Below are 17,859 nucleotides of genomic sequence, written 5' to 3' on the forward strand. Positions count from 1 at the left end.
GGCTCCAAGAATCCAGGAGAGAACCGCCGCTCGCCCGCTGGGACTCCGGGCACGCTCATTCTTGACTGGGAGAAAACCCGGCGATAGCCGCACGCCGTGCGCGGGATGTAGCGCTCGCGGAGCTACAGGCCCGCGGGGCGCAGGGAATCGAGCACCTGATTCCAGACAGCAACCTTGGCGTCGTCCTGGTCGAGGTTGCTCTCCATCTCGATGGACATCTTCGGGTGGCTGCCAGACTTCGCCTCCCCCGCGTAGGTCCACAGGCAGTAGAGCTGCCGCTTCTTTCCCTTGGTGTAGCGGAGAATGAGCTCCTCGCCCTCGAGCCCGGCCACCTTGCGGGACTTGTATTTCTGGGTGACGAGGCTACCCGTCATCCCCTCGCCGGCCAGCGCCAGGGAGTCGGAGAGCCGGTCCATGAGGCCCTGCTTCTTCACCTTGCTCACCGTCTTGGTGGTGATGGCCAGCTTGAGCCCGAGCGGGTGCCCCTCGAAGCGAGCCTGGGCCTCCTCCTTGAACTTCATGGGCAGGCTGACGCGGCCCTGGTTCAGATAGAACCAGTCCTTGCCGGGAACGGGCCACTTCTCCTGGGCCTCCAGCGGCCGGTAGGCCTGGGCCACCTCGGCCAGGCGCGCCGCCCACTCGCCCTCGCGGTCCAGATCTCCGTCGATCTGCATCCACACGTCCACGGGACCGCTGCGCAGCAGCCCGCCCCAGGAGATGAGCTCCGGGTTGTTGTCCTCGTGGAAGAGCACTCCGCGCAGGCCGGGCCCCAGCTCCCGCTGGCCGCGAATCTCTCCCCGGACGTCCGTGGGTATCATCCGCTGCTGCTCGAGGGCCTGGATCCGGGCCAGCCGCTCCTTCCACACGTGCTGCCGGGGCTCGGCGTCAGGCTCCATCCAGAACACCTCCTCCATGGAGACGTACTGGAGAGAGAAAGAGCCGGCCTTGCGGGCCATGGAGGCAGGGACCTCCAGGCAGAAACGACCGACACACTGGCGGACGACGGGCTCTGCCGGCTGCGGGCTCATGCGTACTTCCTCCGAAGGGGGACTGCTGCGTGTGCAGGAGGCGAGGACCAGCAGGAGCAGGCTCAGCGCCGCCATGAGGCTCCTGCGTGGCGGAAAGGACGAGGGCAACAGCATCGGGATGGCTACTCCTGAATGCGCTTCTTGACCTTGGAACGGAAGAACTTCTCGATGGCCTGGACGGTGAACTCGGCGGCCACCTTGTCCTGGTAGGCGGGCTCGTGGGCAATCTTGGGAATGCCCGTGGCCTCGGCCTTGAGACCCTTGCCGGAGGACTCGGGCACGGTGCCATCGCCAGCCCCGTTCGGGGGTTGCAGGGCCACCATGAGCCTGGCGTTTTCCAGGAAGAGCTCCGTCTGGAAGCCGCCGCGAGACGTCCACCAATCCGAGGTGGTGAGGGCCTCGTAGCCGAGATAGACGGCCGCGCCCCAGCCCCCCGTGAGGGCGGCGGCCATGTGCGAGGTCCAGGCGACCCGGAAGAACCGCCCGGCCTGCTGCATGAAGCCATTGGGGGACAGCTTGTAGACGACGCGATCCGCCGTGGGGTGCTCCGTACCGGAACCGTAGAAGATGGCCGTGTCCACGTTGGGGCTGAGCCCGACGCGATCGTGAAAGGCCTTCGTCTCGTCCACCAACTGGGTATAGCCGGTCCACCGCGTCTTGGCGGAGGCGGGACTGTCCTCGTCCTCACCCGGCGCCAGGTACGCGGGATTGACCAGCCGCCAGTACTGCTTCTGTTCCTTGTAGATCTCCGCGTACGGGTCGCCGTCCTTGGGGAGCGCCGTCACCTGCTTGCCGGTGTGGTCCTCGAACTGGAGCCACTGCTTGGAACCATCGTTGGCGGTGTAGTGATGGCTGGGCAGCAGTTGCATGCCTCCGGGCATGTTGGCCAGCAGGGCGGTGACCTCCTCGCCGTTGGTCCCGAGCACCCAGGCGGCGGGAATGGACATCAGGTCCGTGCGCTCGAAGCCGCCCTTCATGCGCCAGTAGGCGGCGGCCGCTCCGGTGACGGGCTGCACGCCATGGACGATGCCCAGCACCTTGGCATTGGCGCCGTGCTCCATGCAGGCCGAGCGCGTCACCAGACCGCCCATGGAGTGGGTGACGATGATGACGTGCTCACAGGCGTGCTTCTGGACGATGTCGTCGATGAAGGCCTTGAGCTTCTTGCCCGCGGTGGTGTTGGAGCCCGTCCAGTTGTACCCGAAGGCGTAGACGGGCATGGTGAAGCACAGGCGCGCCAGTTCGCACCACTTCCGGGTCTGCAGGGTGGTGAGGATGCTCCCGTAGCTGCTCCAGGACACGCCGCCCCAGCCCCGCTCGGCCGCACCCTCGAAGTCCTCCAGCTTGTCCTCGTTGTGCTCCGCGTCGTCCAGGTAGGGCTCGAGGAAGTTCTCGTTGAACTTCTTGCCGACGACCGCATCCTTCTTGTCCTCGGCGTCCTTCCAGGCCAGGCCGTACTTGCGCAGCATGAACAACGCGTCGTCCGGATCCCAGACCTTCTCGCCCTTCGAGTTCTTCAGCCGGGTACCCATGATGCCGGGCACGAAGACGATGGGGATGATTTCCGGGGCAACGGCGAGCTGGTTCTTGGCCCCCTGCTTCATGCCCTTCATGGGCTTGAAGAGCTGGTGCCACTGGATCTCCGCCTTGTTCTCTTCCGGTGGGGACATGCGTCTCTCAGTGGGAATGCGAGGCTCGGGGTTCAATCCGCCAACTTGGCCAGATCGGGGAAGGATATCTCCGCCTGGCCGGGCTTGGCCTCGGCGACGCTCGCGGCCCCGCCGCCGTCCACCTTGCCCGACTTCGTGGAGCCATCGGGCAGCTTCACCTCGAACTTCTGGCCCGCCAGCGCGGTGCTGTCCGCCATCTGCATCTCCACGTGGACCGACTTCTTGATCTTGTCCTCCTGGAGGGCCTTGATCTCCGCCAGCTTCACGGACTTGTCCTTCATCGAGCCCGCCGGCTCCAGCTTCACCTTGCTGCCCTTGGCCTTGATGTCCGAGCCATCGATGGTGAACGTCTTGGGAGCGAAGTGCACCTTGCCGGACTTCTCCATGCTGAGGATGAGCTTGCCGTTGACCACCAGGGAGAACTTGTCCGCCTTGAGTTCGAAGGACCTGGCCAGCGTCGACACGGCCTCCTTGACGCTCAACTCGTGCTTCTTGCCCACCTCGCCCTTGAAATCCTTGCCGAGCGTGTCCGAGACCTGCCCCTTGATCTCGGTCTGGTAGTCGCCGCCCACCTTGACCGAAGCGTCCTTGGCCACCATCTCCTGCCGGCTTCCGACGACGAACTCGGACAGGGTGCCAGCGACCTGCACGGACTTGAGCCCGCCAACGGCCTCGTTCTTCGCCAGGGCCACGTTGATCAGATAGGAGGCCCCCACGGTGAGCGCCTTGGCCGCGCCAACGCTCTCGGACGCCGCCTGGATGACGGAAGCGGTGACATTCTTCGACACCGTCATGGCCTGGTTGCCCTCCACGGACTCGGAGTGGCTGCCGATGGTGCGAGTGGAGCGGTTGCCCGTCACCTGCAGGGACTGATTGCCTTCGATGAGACTGACGTCATCCAGCACGACGCGGAGGGATTGATTGCCGTCCACCGTGCGGGAGCGATCCTTCTTCACCAGCAGGTCCTCGTAGGCGCGCACCAGCTGGTCCTTGTCGTTCTCGGTGACGAGATCCTCGTCCTTCTGTCCGTGGACGAAGATCTCCTCCTCGCCGGCCGAGTCTTCGATGCGGAACTCGTTGAAGCCGTCGCTGCCCAGGCTGGAGGCGCTCTTGAGGGTGGACTTCGTCTTGTCGTCCGGCAGCGCGTAGGGCGTGGGGTTGCTTCCGTTGTACACGGTGCCGGCGATCAGCGGCCGGTCCGGGTTGCCCTCCAGGAAGCGCACCACCACCTCCTGCCCGATGCGTGGCAGGTACAGCGCGCCCCAGGCGGGGCCGCCCCAGGCCTGTCCCACGCGCACCCAGCACGAGGCCTTGTCGTCCCGCTGGCCCTCCCGGTCCCAGTGGAACTGCACCTTGATGCGCCCGTGCTCGTCCGTGTGGATTTCCTCCGCCCCCGGCCCCACCACCGTGGCCGTCTGCAGACCGGCGAGGTGCGGCACCGGCGTGGTCCGCCTCGGCCGGAAGGGCACGCTGGCCGGCATGCACTTGAAGCTGTTGCGGTACAGGTTGCCCAGTGCTTCCCGGCTCCCGCGCGTCTCCGGCTGCGAGCCCGAGTGCACCACCTCCACCGCCACGTACTCCCCGGCGTGAGTGCCCCCGTCTTCCACTTCGAAGCGATAGCCCGGCGTCAGCCGCGGGCACACGCCTTCGCCCTCCAGCGTGCGCGCCGCCTGCACCGCTTCTTCCAGGCGCACCTTCGCCACGCCCTTGCCCACCGCGGGCGCCACGTACTCGCCCGGGTAGTCGTACACCTCCAGCGTGTCCTGTCCGTTGCTGGAGTCCTGCGTCTTGCCCGACACGTCCAGCGCGGGCTTCTCGAAATCGTAGTCCTTCAGGTGCACCTTGCCCGGCCTCAACCGGTGCACCCGCTGCAGCGAGGACAGGTACTCCTTGTCCTCCGCCAGCTCCGCCTTCTCCCGCAGCGGCAGCTTCGCCCCGCCCGGCAGTGCCTCGTGCACGGTGGGCTTGTCGCCCACCACCAACACGTGCCCCTCCTCCGTGTGCTGGAAGAAGTAGAAGAGGCCCTCCCATTCCAGCAGCCGGCTCACGAAGGCGAAGTCCGTCTCCCGGTACTGCGTGCAGTACTCACGCGCCTCGTAGCTGCCGCTCGGCGACAGCTTCACCTTCACGCCCCCCTCCTCCAGCACCGCCTTGACGATCTGCGGCACCGTCTTGCCCTGGAAGATGCGGCTGCGCTTCACCCGCGTGAGCCACCACGCCCTGGGCACCACCCACGCCCGGTAACGCCAGCGTCCACCGTGCTGGCCCAGCGCGTCCACCGCGCGCACGTACCCGTGGACCTGCCGCGTCTTGTCGTCGGGCAGCCCCACCGTCAGCAACGCCTCGGTGCCCAGCAGCTCCTTGGACTCCAGCGGAGCGTCCTCCAGAGGATGGAAGTCCACCTGGAACTCGTAGAGGCGGCTCAGCCCCTCCCGGCCCGAGAAGCCACTGACGACCAACGCTTCCGGCTCCTGCGAGCCGATTCGCAGCGAAAAGGCAGGTGTTACGGGCGCTCCCATGGATGCCCCCCTCGATCAACCCGTCGTTCAACGGATCAGGATAGCAAAATGCGAGGGCCTCCCTCAGAGATCCTCGAAGAATTCAGCGGAGGGAGACAGTTCCTCCCCGCCTGAAGTCTCAGGGCGTCTCCTTGGCGAGCGCGTCCACGTCCTCCTGGAGCCGCTGCGTGTCCTCGAAGAAGGTGTCCACCGGCTTGGAGGGCACCACCTGGAAGGCGGGCGGCAGCAACGTGCGGTCGAAGTCGAGCGAGGAGGAGAAGTCCTCCTCGCCCAGCAGCGAGTCCGCCTGGGTGAGGGCCCCGAAGCACACGAGGACCACCGCCAGCATGGCGGCGAGCCGCCGGGGCTCCGCGCGCGTCACGTAGCGCAGGTGCCAGAAGAGCACGAAGCCCATCCACCCCAGGTAGGCGATCAGGTACAGCCACCGCACCCACGAGCCCAGCCCCAGGCTGTACGTCAGCAGTCCAATCAGCAGGGGAATCACCAGCAACCCCAGCAGCCCGAGGCTCCCGATGGTGCCGTGCGCCCCGAAGTGGAACACGCGCCGCGCCACCTTGTTCGCGACGGACCAGAGCCCCGACCAGATGAAGGACACGAACACCGGCGCGACGACCGCCAGCGCCAGCGAGCCCCAATCCGTCTTCTGGTAGTTCGTCTGGTACTCGCGCAGGAGGAAGGTCACCACCGCCACCACCAGCATCGCGGGGAAGGCGAAGGATTGCTCGAAGGGACGGCCCTGGGGGGCCACGGGGATGGCGGTGGCACGCGTGTCCTCCACCGCGTGCGTCCGGCTCCGGAAGCGCAGCACCGTGTCGCCCACGGCCACCCGCGCGTCATCCGTGAGCTCCAGCTCCGCCAGCCGCGCCCAGGGCACCACCCGGAATGTGCCGTTGCGGCTGCCCAGGTCGTGCAGCATCAACCTCCCCTCCTCCGTGCGATCGATCCGCAGGTGCGAGGCCGACACCTTGGGATCATCCAGGATGACGTCGTTGGAGTACCCGCGCCCCACCATGACGGGGAAGCGGTCCAGCCGGTGCCGGGCGTGCACCTCGTCCGCCTCCAGCACCTCCAGGAAGATCACTTCGTCCACGCGAGCGCCTCCAGGTAGCGGCGGGCGAGCGCACGCGCGTTGTCGGCGGAGAACCCCGCCAGGGTCAGGCTCGTCTGGACGCCCGAGGTGTTCGCGTTGATCGTCGCGGCCCGGAGCTCCAGGTCATACAGCCCGGGGAACTTCTTGTAGGCGCGCAGGCACAGGGCGGTCCGGGTGGGGATGCCGCTCACGGAGACGAACTCCACGCGGCAGCGGAAGTTCGTCACGTCCTCCTTGGTGGCGTCCACGCCGCCCGGGTCATTGCCGAAGGTGGCCTCGTAGAGCGCCGAGAAGCGCAGGGGCCCGAGCTGATCGCTGGACACGGAGGCGTGGTCATAGGCCACCACGCCCGTGCGGTGCTCCCCGCTCAGGAAGATGTCCTCCTCGGAGGAGCACTGGTAGTTGGTGATGGTGTACGGGTTCTCCGGCTGGTGGGTGGTGTCGCCCCAGCACTTGAGGAAGGGCTGCCAGCGGCCGGGCACGCGGTAGTCCCCGAGCTGTTGCACCGGGACGGGCGTGGCCAGGAGCCGCTCGGTGATGCGCTGCTGGTTGTCCAGGAGTTGCGAGCCCACCACGGCCAGCAGCGTCGAGGGGCTGCTCTCCTTCACCTGGCGCGCGCGCTCGGCCAGGGCGCGGGCATGGGCCACCGGCACCAGGAATCCGAGCTGGTTGCCCATGGTGGACACGTTGACGCCCACCACGCGGCCATCGCCCGTGACGGTGGGGCCACCGCTCATGCCGGGATTGATGGCGCCGCTGAAGTGCACCTTGTCGTAGAGCGCGTCCTGCACGAGGCCGTTGTAGGTGCCCTCGACGATGGTGGTGCCCAGGTCGTGCGGGTTGCCCATGGCGTACAGCCGGGTGCCCTGCGGAGGATCCTTCGCGGCCAGCTCGAACCAGTCCTTCACCGGCGCGTCCTGCTGGATGACGGCGAGATCGTGCACCACGTCCACATCCAACACGCGCACGGGCACGGCCTCGGCGTCCTTGCCCTCGCGCACCAGCTCGGCGGTGTAGTCCTCCGGGCGGTGAACGATGTCGGAGATGACGTGGTAGTTGGTGAGGGCGAGTCCCTCGGCGCTCACGAAGAACGCCGAGCCGATGGACGACCGGGTGCCGCTGCGCCGCTCGATGATGCGCACCTGGGCGACGCGGCCCTTGAGGCGCTCGAAGAGTTCATGGGTGGCGGGGGGCAGCGTGGCCACGGGCAGCGGAGGCACCACGGCCGGAGTGCCCGCGTCCGGCGCTCCTTCGGGAAGGGCGTCCGCGGCCGGGACCGGAGCCTGGGCCAGCGCGGCGAGGAGGAGGATCATCAACATGCGGGGCACACACTAGGCGGAACCGCGACGCATTGCCCGCGTCACTTCCTCCCAATCCACTCGGCGCACTTAGCTTGGTGATGAGTGGGCTTGCCCCGGTTACGTGGGGCAGGCACACTCCGAGGAGTTGGCGTCCCCTCGGCGATGCAGGAGAGCGCGGACTTCTGGCGTTTCCGTTGACGGCAGCGGGCGGGTGCAGCGGACTGACGGCACTCATCGTCGCCACTGCACGTCGCACTTGGCGCCTTACGAAAACCCCAGGCGGAACGGTCAGGTGCTGAGTGGGGGGGATGGATCACCCATCACCGCGACCACCATTTCCTCGTCCTCCAGGATTTCGGTCCGGATGGGGAAGCGCAGCATGCGCAGCATTTGTTGGAAGAGTGCCTCGTCTTTCAATTGCTCCTTGCGCCAGTGAGTGATGGCCCGGCGGAGTGTCGCTTTGTACTGACCGGCGAGTACCCAATTCACCATCTCCTTCACCTTCTGCTGGCGCTCTCCGCTGCAACGCTCTCCGTAGGACTCGAGGGTCGCGCGCAGCCACTCTTCCTGGTGGTCGAGGGCGGGTTGGAGGCGCTGCTCACGAACCTGCCTGGCCTGGACCGCGAAGTGCCGACGTGCCTCCTCCACGACGGCTCCGAGCATGCGTGAAGCGGTCGAGGCCTGTTCTGGTGCCACGCTGGGTGCCCTTCCGTGTCGATAGAGCAGGTCGAGTCCCGCGAGGTCGGAAATGCGCGCCAGCTCGTCTCCACCGGACGGTCGCTGCCAGAAGGCCCAGTACCAAGACATGCGGCAAGCCACGATTCCGGGGTGCTTCGAATCCGTCGCGGCGCGTCGGCCAGGGCGCAGTTCCCTCAACCGTTGGAAACGCGAGCGCTCACGCTCGCGGAGCTGGAGGACGCGCTCGGCGTGCCGCCCGAAGCCATCCATCTCGTCCGCTTTTTCCGCCTTGTCGAACGCAGTCCCCACATAGGCGTCCACCGCGCCTTCCGGGTCCGGCGCGTTCTCGGTAGGAAGCACATGGCTGTCTTCGCCGAAGATGGTGAGAAACTCCTGGATGCGCCGCCGCACTACCTGCTCCAGTCTCAGGTTGGCCTCCAGTTGTCGCTCCGGAAGGAAGCTGGCGATGTGAATCTCTTCATTGGCGCTGCCTAGGCGGTCAATGCGACCCGCGCGCTGGATAAGGCGCACTGGATTCCAGTGGAGATCGTAGTTGATGAGGGTGTCCGCGTCCTGCAGGTTGATGCCTTCACTGAAGGCATCGGTCGCGATGAGCAGGTCGATCTGCCGCTCTGGGGGCACGTCTTTCCGGTTGGCACGAGGGGCGAACCGGTGAGCGAGGTCCTGTGCGGCACGCCCAGTGCGGCCGCTCACCAGTTCGACCTGGCCGAACTCCTCTTTCAGGTGCTCCTTGAGAAACTCCGCCGTATCCGTGAACTGGGTGAAGAGGAGCGTGCGGTGGTGGCGCGGGTCTCGCGTGGCGAGATAGCCCTTGAGACGCCGGAGCTTGGCACTCTCGGAAGCGGACCGCCGCCCCAGTGCGTCCAGCAGGGACTGCACGCGGTCGAGATCCCCTTGCAGGGCATTGCGCAGCCGGTCAACGTGGAACATCCCGGAGGGCATCGTCTCCGCGCTCTGCTCGTCATCGTCGTCCAACTCCTCGCTCAGACGAACGAAGCCCGAGCGCAAGTCCTCGACGGCCCTGGTCAGCCGCTCGCTGAGCCGCTCCAGGGTGATGCGGAAGGCGGCCTCGCTCGACTCCAGGCGCTTCAGCAGCAATACCCGGAAGAGCCCGCGCAGGCTCTGGCCTGCTTGGCGGAAGCCGATGATGCGCGGATCCTGCGCGTGCATCTGCAGCACATAGCCGCCCAATCCATAGAGGGGCAGGTCCATCTGGGCCAGCGCCTGCATGATGGTATCGTAGAGGCCCTCTCCGTAGGTGTCCTCGATGGAGTAGCGCAGGCACTGCTCCGGTCCGGACACCCGCTTGGGGAAGCGGATGGGGGCGAGCCGCTCATTACCCGCGGCATCGCGCACACGCATCTGAGCGTCCGGGTATTGCGTCTGGATGAAGCGCCGCGTCCGCCGCACCAGAACGTGCTGCAGGATGGTGGTGAGGGACTCCCGCCCGTCCTCCACGGCCTTGAAGAACCTGTCCAGGGACTCGCCGGGAAAGGGCAGACGGACGAAGTTATCCGGGAAGAGGCGCAGTTGCTGGAGCACGTCGCGAGCGCTGTTGTTCTGCGGGGTGGCGGATAGCAGCAGGACCTTGCGCTGCGAGGGGAGCCCTTCCGGGTGCAGCCACTGCCAGAGGCGCTCGTAGCGCCGCGTGGCGGGATTTCGGAAGTTGTGCGACTCATCGAGTACCAACACCTCGCGCTTACTGTAGTTCTCGAGCTCCTCGAGCTTCCCCGTAGACACCGTCCGCAGGTGGACCCCGTGCTCCTCCGCGAGCCGCGTCCACGCCGGGCAGACTGCGGGGGGCGCGACGACCACGGCATGCTGGTCGAACTCGTCCTGCAGGTGACGCAACAGCGCCATGGCGATGTAGGTCTTGCCCAAGCCGACCACGTCCGCGAGAAACACCCCTCCGAAGCGACGCAGGATGCCCCGGGCCTGCTGGTAGGCCGTCGTCTGGAAGGGCGTCATGACCTTCAGGAGCGGGTTCTGGTCGGAGATATCCTCGCCGTCGAGCATCTCGCGGAAGAACTCGATGAGCACCTTGAAGTACAGGTCCTCCGCCGAGCAGAACTCTCCCGCCCAGGTGACCTCTAGCAGCGCCCGCACCTCGGCGGACATGTCGTCGGCCAGGAGGGCGTGTCGCTCGAACCACTCCCGTGCTCGCACGTGCGCTTGACCGGACAGCTGGAGGTCCAACTCGGAGCCAGGCTCCCGCCGCAGCAACTCCTTCGTGAGGGGAGCTGGCGGCACCACACTCCCTTCGGCGCGGCTGACGAGGCGGCTGAAAAGTGGCCCTGCCGCGTAGTGGAGAATGCGTGTGTCAGCGCGCCCCAACTTCTCCATCCACGTGCGCACGCGCATCTGCCAGGCGGATGTCTGGGGCAGGCGGTCCAACTCAGCCCCGAGCGCCGCGAGCAGCGCGCGGCGGTGGGCATCGGCCACCTTGGCGGATAGGGACTCGTGCGGCGCGCTCGCCAGGCGGGCATGGCCGAAGGGGGGCTGCGGCAGCAGCCCCGGTGCCGCGAGAAGGATGTCCAGTTGGGGCTCGGACTCGAAGAGCTCGAGCAGGTCCACCCGCAGCTCTCCAGGTGCAACGAGCGTCTTCAGGGACGGCAACTCAGCCATCGTTCAGGTCTCCACGAAGCCAGTTCAGGAAGGGTCGATCGAGCAGCGTGATATCCCCGGCTCGGAGCACGGCCTGGGGCGCCGCCGGCCCGGGGCCGACGTCGAGCTGCCGCGGTGAAGCGTCGGGCGGTTGCACGGCTCCACGCGAAAGCCACGATGCGAGGCTGATGTCCAGGAGCGTGACGTCCTCTGTTGCCCCCTGGAGGACCTGGGCCGCGGGCCACGAGAGTGGCGGTGCAGGGGAGACCTCCTCCTCCCATTCCACGGGCTCGGGGAACGGGGAGGCATCTGACAGAAGCACATCCTCGCTCTCTTGCAATGGGAGCGAAGGCAACTCCGCTTCATCTGCGGTGGCGGCGAGCGGTTCTACGTCCAGGCCGAGCACGACCTGCAGGGAGTAGCCCCACGCGGTGGTCACCGGCTGCCCCTCCTGCGACAGGAGGAAGCGGACCGGGGCCGTGGCCGCGGTCATCCCTGGCCACGTCTCCCACGCCGGGGAGGAGAGCGGGGGAAGCATTCGCCGTGCACCAGCCGGCCCCCTCTCCTGCACGGGCATCCACACCCATCCGCCGACCTCTGCGGTCCCGTACGCGCGCGTCCACCATCCGACCAGGGCTTCCGCGAGGAAAGCCCGTCCCTCCGCGCACATCGCACCCTGGCCCGGGAAGGCAGCCACCAGGGCAGGAGAGACCCTCTCCAGGGCTCGTTGCCCATCGTTCTCGAGTGGGAGTGGACGGCTCGCCTCCAACAGCGCGCAAAGCGCAGCGGGGTTGGAGCGCGGTGTATCCAGAGCACGTACCAACGCGCGTAGCAACTGTGCACCAAGCCTCCCACGGTCTGAGGGAGATTGCTGGGCTGGCACCTCTCCCTCCTCGCCAGCGCCAAACTCCGCGAAGAGGCCCATCAATCGGGGCAGGTGGAGGCGAATCAGCCGCTCCTTGGCGGCTCGGCGCATCCAGAAGGTCCTGCGGTCCGGCTGGGGGTCATCCAGCGGACGCCCGGGAAGCAACCGGGGCCCCTTGGCTGTGAACACACCCGTGAGAGTTGCACCTAGCGGCCCGGCGCGCAGGCGCAGGATGCCTATGCTGGAAGAGCTGAGCTCGGGCGCGTCCGTGGGCGGCTCAAGGCTCTTGCTCTCCTCCTCGACGGGTTCGTCTTTCCCTGGGTCCTGGTTCTCAGCGGAGGTCTCGTCGCGCTGCGAAGGGATGGCCGCGAGCGCGGTTGCTCGGGCAGGGAGGCAGGGGTCGAAGCCGGGCTCCGGCAGCACATCCTTCGCTGGCTCTCCCGCCTCGGCCAGCACGCCATCCACCCAGAAGGTGCCGGGGATGACGGAACGCAGGCGTGGCGGCCGGGTCAAGGGCCACAAGCGGGCCGTCAGCTCCGCCAAGCTGCGTGGCTCCCCGCTCACCACCCCCTGCCAGGGCGAGCCGAAGAGCACGCGGACCTTCTCTTGCAATGTGCGCCGCGCGGTCCTCACAAGGAGGCTCACGCCGGAGCTCTTCAATCCCGAGAGGAGTCGCGAGGCTGCGTGCACGTCCTGATAGGCTCGGGTCAGGGCGGATTGCACCTTGGTTGGCGCCCCGGGCGGAAGCCCCGTAGGCTGGAGTGCCCGGGGCAACACGGACAGCCGCGCGAGCAGGAAGCGGTGGGGGCGAAGCGTCCCCGCGTCCCGCATCGCCCGGAGCAGTTCGAGCCCGTGCACGAGTTCAACGCGCTTTGCCGGCTCCACCTCCGCCAGCCGCGCACGGGCCGCAGCCGTGGGGTCTTCCTCACGCAGGGCCACGGCAAACCTCAGGGCCAGTCTGGTGGCACCGGAGCGGGCGTGCTCTTCGAGCAACTCCGCGCACGTCAGCCCTAGCAGGGCGGCAGCCGCTTCCAGCCTCCAAGGATGGAGGACCGGCTCGGTGAGCGGCAGTTTCTGAGGTCGGCGTCGGCGGGACAGCGCAGCCCGTAACAGCACGGGTGTTCCGCAACCATCATCAGGCAGTGCCTTCTCCGCTGGGGCAGTGCCGACTAGGTCGAGCGATGCACAGACCTCGTGGGCACGCCGCACTCCGGTCAGTCGCCCGCAGGCGCAACTCCACCGGAGAGGCGTTTCTTTCTCATCCCGGTAGGTGGCTGCAGTGCGCCGAATCTGGCTCGCAGAGGGTGGCGGCTTGGCGGCGAAGGCCGCCGACCGGGTGCCCTCGTCGCCTTCCGCTGGAATTACGGGGGGCAGGACGTCCGCCGCCTCAAGCACCTCGACTAGGTGCGGCCAGTACGGTGGCAGACCTCCGCTCCACGCGCGCGCAACCTGTGCCACCGCCACGACTCCGGCGGGGTCTGCCGCAGACCACCAAGTCCAGTCCACCGTGGAGAGCGCGGGAGCCTCCGAGGAGGCCGGGATGCCCGCTCCGTCCCGTACCCGGAAGCGCAGCCTCAGGTCGGGGCCGCGGAGCAGAGGCCCCGAGGAAGCGAGCAGGTGGAGCCGCTCGGTGAGCTCAGCGGCTCCCGACAGCTCCTCTCCGGTCCGCCCATCCCTCCACGGCGAGGCTCCGCGGATGCCTTCCATGAGGTGTGGGTCCTCGATGAGCAGGTCGGCCCCGGTTCCGTCCGCCATGAAGGGGGCATCCTCCTCCGAGTACGCTCCCTCCAGCGGGATGACACGCCCATCCGCGAGGACCACATGCCCGTGGAGCGCCTCCGTCTCTTCTGGAGCCACCACAAGCGTCACCCTCCACCCCAGGCAGAGCCCATACCGGTCCCGCTCCTCCCGCTCGACCACCTCCACCACAATGCCCGCGAGCCCAGGAGGGATGGTCCACCGCTGCCACGCCAGCGATCCTGGCGCCCGCTGGCGAACCGCCACCTGGGCCGCCGTCGCCTCCCGTGCCTTGACCTCCGCCTCCTGTTCGTTCTTCTGTTTCCCAGAGGGTTCCGGGTGGAAGACTTGCGCGAGCAGGTTCCACAGTGGGGAGCCCTTGGGCTTCTTCTCCGCAGGAGCCGTCCTCGCCCCCCAGAGCGCCGGGGGGGCTTCCAACCACACCTGTCCCGGGCGGACCTGCCTGCCCTCCGCGCACAGGAGACGGTGCTGTGGCTGACCGTCCTCACGAAGCACGGCGGGGATGCGCGCATGGAGGATGCGCCGCTTCCGAGACCGGGGAGGCAAGGGTAGACCCTGCCTGAACCGTCCCCGGAGTCGCTCTCCTGGCACTCGCAGCGCCCGAAGCCCGGAGGGGAGCACCCGCGCGCGCGTGGCCACAGCGGACGCGCCCTCCAACCGACCTGCCGGCAACAAAGCGAAGGTGGCCAGCTCGGAGGCAATCCACCAGGACGGCGGCCCGCCACCGGAGGCGCCCGTACGAGGGTTCACTTTCCACAACGGGCGAGCCTCCACCGCGAGCCGGAGCGCACCGGCTTCGCGTACCACGGGCACTGCCAGCTCTCCACCCGGCGCGAGCCGCGCGGCGGCTACCGGCAACCAGGTGCCAGGTGGGAGAGCCGCCGAAACATCCGGGCAGGCCCACGCGGGCGCGAACTCCGCTCCCTCACCGACGTGCCGCAGCACGGGAAGCTCGTCCTCGGGCTTCCCCGTGTGCCTCATGGGCTCAAGCTCAAGCCGCAGAAACTGACGCGACACCAGGAGCAGTTCCGGGTCGCGGCCAACGAGCCCGCGCAGCATCGACGGAAGCTCGGTCTTGAGGGTGTGCGGCTCCCCCACCCATGACTTGATGCGCTTGCGCACGCTCGCGAGTTTCCGCGCCGCCGCTGCTTCCAGCACCCCCGCGAGGCTGCCGCCCTCCGCGCGCACGGGCCCACCTCGGAGAGCGGTGAAGGTCTCTTCGGATGCATCCTCCTCTGCGGCGAGGGGCTCCACTTCTACGAACTCGGCGAAGGCCCCCTGCTCCTCGCCCACGGCAAGCTCGGCGGGCTTTGCGCCCTCGATCTCCAGTACCTCGTCTTCCGATTCCTCCTCATCCTCCGCTTCGAACTCGGCCGGAGAGATCGCGCTTCCGAGGAGCCGACCCACCGCGCTCACGCGAGGCACGAAGCGATACCACGTTCCGTCCAGGAGCAGGTGCCCCTCCCGGCTCACCTCCGGCACCGCCACCGGGAGCACCACCGGGAAGGATGTCCCGTCCTCGATGCGCGCCTCCAGTTCCAGGGAGGCGCGCCGCACCCAGCTCTTGCCCGTGCGCAGGGCATCCTCGGCGGAGCAGGCCTCCTCGCCGAGAACATAGCCGCGGTAGCAGATGCGCGCGCGCCGGTTGCTCACTCCCATCGGGAAGCTCGCGCGCAACACCCGCTCCAGTCCCCAGAAGCAGCGGGGAGTCCCCGGCACGGTGTCGTCTTGTAGAAAGGCACGGCGCTCGTGCGCGGGCAACTCGCGCCAGGATGGCCCGGGCGGGGGCGCCGAGGTATCGACTGGTATGGAGGACCAGTTACCAACGATTTCGGCGGGAGAAGGCCCGAGGGCCGCCTCGACGCGCTCGAGCAGCGTCGCCGGCGAGTCGGCTCCACGGGGACGGAGGAGCTCCAACCGTCGCAGCCACACCACGAGCGTGTCCTGGAGGGCCTCGTCCCACAGTTTCCCCACCAGCGGACGCGTCCGGGTGGTGACGCTGGCGTCATCACCCTTCACGCGGAAGGCGAACTGGCACGTGTTCCATCCTGGCGCAATGGCCACCACCAGTCCGTAGGGGTGTAACCGGAACACGGGTTGAAAGGTGCTGGGGTATTCGTACGGAAAGGAAAGCTCCAGCAGCGAGACGACGAAGGCCTCGTGCCGTGCCACGGTGCGCAAGCGGCGCAGGACTTGATTGGAGTCAAGTCGGCCCGTCTCCTCCACTGCGTGCGTCTCGAAGCGCAGATGGCCAACGAAGAGCTGGTGCAAAAGCCGTGTGGCCTCGTCTCCGTCATCACAGCGCGTCAGCGACTCGAGAAGCGCGAGCAGTTCCCGTCCACGGGGAACAGCGTCCACCCATGGAGCATAGGCTTCGAGAGGAGACCACGGCAGTGACGGTGTCACCTCGCGTTGCGTGGCCGTTGTTACACTCGTGGTCGGTGCAGGCGCGGAGGATTGGAGCGAGACACCTATGGGGGCCTCGGAAGGCAGCAGTGCTGCCGCCTGCCCACGAGTGAGAAGTTGGAGCAGTTGGTTGACGTCTGCTTGCCCCAGTCCCTGCCATTCCCGACGGTCAAACACCTGGCGGAGGTGAATAGCCTCGTTGCGCAGGGGAGTTGACTCAAGCGCGGTGAGCAACTGCTGGAGCAAGGACCGCACACTGATTTCGGACGGATGCGTCAAGAGCGCTGCTCGTGGGCTGTGGGTTGCAAGCATCAGGTGCCTGTACCCGTCAAGGCAACTATCCCACCTTTAGGTGATGCAGTGCACTGGCCGTGCAGCATACCTGAGGCACACAGTCGTCCGGGGGCTTAGCGAAGCATGGGAAGTCGGAGTGCACCACCGTCAGGCACTCGTCGGCGGCGAGGCTCGCCGAGTTCGAGGAGATGGTGGCGTGGCTGGCCCAGTCATGGACAAGAGCGCCACGTGGCGGCTCATGTGAACCAATTGGCACACCGTAGACGAGCAGACGCTGCACGACTAGGCGCCGCGGCGGAACCTGCTTGCCGGCAGGCTGTTGCCGAACAGCGGGCCGGTGATACGGTCCAGGGTCGAACCTCTGGGTCGAGGACCACCGCTGCCCATGTCTTGAATGGATGGCCGCCACGGTCTCGGAACCCGACACGTCTGCCGTCTCTCCGTGAGCCTTTACGCTCTGCTGCCCGGCCGGTCTGTCCTTCGACCCGGACCGTGCAGAAGAGCCAGAATTTGCCCTCAAGGTGCCTGCAAAGCGATGAGAGCCCTTCGAGTCGGACTCCTGGTGGTCTCCCAGCTTGCACTGGCCACCAAGCTCTTCACTTTCGAAGCGAGCCTGAGGGACGACCCCACGGTCAGTCTCGTGCTGCGCCCGACGCCCTCTCTCGAGAACCAGAAACTCCTCGACGACTCGTCTCAACTTGCTGGAGCGCTGGTGCTCTCCGAAGACGAGAATGCCTTCTGGGCAAGTGGTCTCTACTCGTGGATCGTGAGCGCGGGATGGTGGTTGCTCCCACTCCTGCTCGTGGCGGCTTGGGTGGTGCCGCGCATGCGGCGTGTGGCCTCGCGCTCCAGCCAGACCCTGTAGGACACACCGCGCGAGTCCACGCCCCCGTCCGAACCGCCATCGACATGGTAAAAATCCACCATGGCGGATTCCTCGCTCTCTCCTCCCCAGGTCAGGCGGACAGCCGGGGGTTCCGCTCTGGGTGAACATCCATCCTACATTCAGAGCAGGCCACCTGAGTCCCGGGGTGACTTCCCTGCCCCGTACGGTAACCTTGCGCCCGAGATGAAGCCCGAAGCCCGCGCCGAAATGGTCGCCCATGCCGAACGCGCCCTGCGCCGCGGAGAGCTGAACAAGGCCCTGGGCCTCTACGAGGCGCTGTGCCGGGCCTTCCCCGAGGACGAGGCCCTCGCCCTCAAGCTGGCCAACCTGCGCGAGACGCTCCAGCCCCACGAGCTGCAGGCCCTCCAGGCCCTTCAGGCCAGTGCCGTCCCCGAGGCCATCCCCCAGGGCCCCTCCACCCCCGTCACCGAGGGCGAGCGCCTCTTCTTCCTCGGGGACTATGTAGGCGCCGCCGCCGCCTACCGCCGCGCCCTCCAGGAGCAGCCGGACAACGAGCTGTTCCGCGAGCGGCTGGTGGAGCTGTACCGGCTCGCACGCTCCCTCCCGGTGAGCCCCTCCCCCACGGACCGCCAGCTTCCCCGCCAGGCCGAGCCGCTCCTGCACGCCCTGTTGGACCGGCTCGCCGCGCGCCGCCGCATCAAGCGCGATTGACGCTTTGCACCCCACGGGGCGGGCTCCTAGAATCCAACCCCGACGTCACTGTCATACCCGCGCCCGC

The 17,859-nt window shown here is 67.5% G+C and carries 9 protein-coding genes; 2 read left to right on the forward strand and 7 right to left on the reverse strand.

Annotated elements, in window-relative coordinates:
* Positions 1-122: 122 nt before the first annotated feature.
* From ACN28I_RS07870 to ACN28I_RS07900, 7 genes are all read right to left on the reverse strand, one after another.
* Entirely contained in the window at positions 123-956 is an 834-nt protein-coding gene (locus ACN28I_RS07870; RefSeq protein WP_420941480.1) for a T6SS immunity protein Tli4 family protein, read from the reverse strand.
* Between the two features lie 194 nt (positions 957-1,150).
* Positions 1,151-2,698 (reverse strand): esterase/lipase family protein, encoded by a 1,548-nt coding sequence (locus ACN28I_RS07875; RefSeq protein WP_420941481.1) that lies wholly within the window; start codon positions 2,696-2,698, stop codon positions 1,151-1,153.
* Positions 2,699-2,730: 32 nt separating this feature from the next.
* On the reverse strand, positions 2,731-5,217 hold the full coding sequence (locus tag ACN28I_RS07880; protein WP_420941482.1) for a type VI secretion system Vgr family protein: 2,487 nt from the start codon (positions 5,215-5,217) through the stop codon (positions 2,731-2,733).
* 118 nt (positions 5,218-5,335) lie between these two features.
* Positions 5,336-6,307 (reverse strand): FHA domain-containing protein, encoded by a 972-nt coding sequence (locus tag ACN28I_RS07885; protein ID WP_420941483.1) that lies wholly within the window; start codon positions 6,305-6,307, stop codon positions 5,336-5,338.
* Complete coding sequence (locus ACN28I_RS07890) at positions 6,295-7,626, reverse strand: S1C family serine protease (protein ID WP_420941484.1); 1,332 nt, start codon at positions 7,624-7,626, stop codon at positions 6,295-6,297. The genes ACN28I_RS07885 and ACN28I_RS07890 overlap by 13 nt, the downstream gene beginning before the upstream one ends.
* Before the next feature lie 270 nt (positions 7,627-7,896).
* Positions 7,897-10,932 (reverse strand): helicase-related protein, encoded by a 3,036-nt coding sequence (locus ACN28I_RS07895; protein ID WP_420941485.1) that lies wholly within the window; start codon positions 10,930-10,932, stop codon positions 7,897-7,899.
* On the reverse strand, positions 10,925-15,892 hold the full coding sequence (locus ACN28I_RS07900) for a hypothetical protein (RefSeq protein WP_420941486.1): 4,968 nt from the start codon (positions 15,890-15,892) through the stop codon (positions 10,925-10,927). The genes ACN28I_RS07895 and ACN28I_RS07900 overlap by 8 nt, the downstream gene beginning before the upstream one ends.
* An 877-nt stretch (positions 15,893-16,769) precedes the next feature.
* On the opposite strand from ACN28I_RS07900, the gene ACN28I_RS07905 reads away from it, so the two are divergent.
* Entirely contained in the window at positions 16,770-17,099 is a 330-nt protein-coding gene (locus ACN28I_RS07905) for a hypothetical protein (RefSeq protein ID WP_420941487.1), read from the forward strand.
* Positions 17,100-17,303: 204 nt separating this feature from the next.
* On the forward strand, positions 17,304-17,792 hold the full coding sequence (locus tag ACN28I_RS07910) for a hypothetical protein (protein WP_420941488.1): 489 nt from the start codon (positions 17,304-17,306) through the stop codon (positions 17,790-17,792).
* The last annotated feature ends 67 nt before the right edge of the window (positions 17,793-17,859 follow it).

It is taken from the genome of Archangium gephyra (assembly GCF_049060025.1).
In the GTDB taxonomy this organism is placed as follows: Bacteria; Myxococcota; Myxococcia; order Myxococcales; family Myxococcaceae; genus Archangium; species Archangium gephyra_A.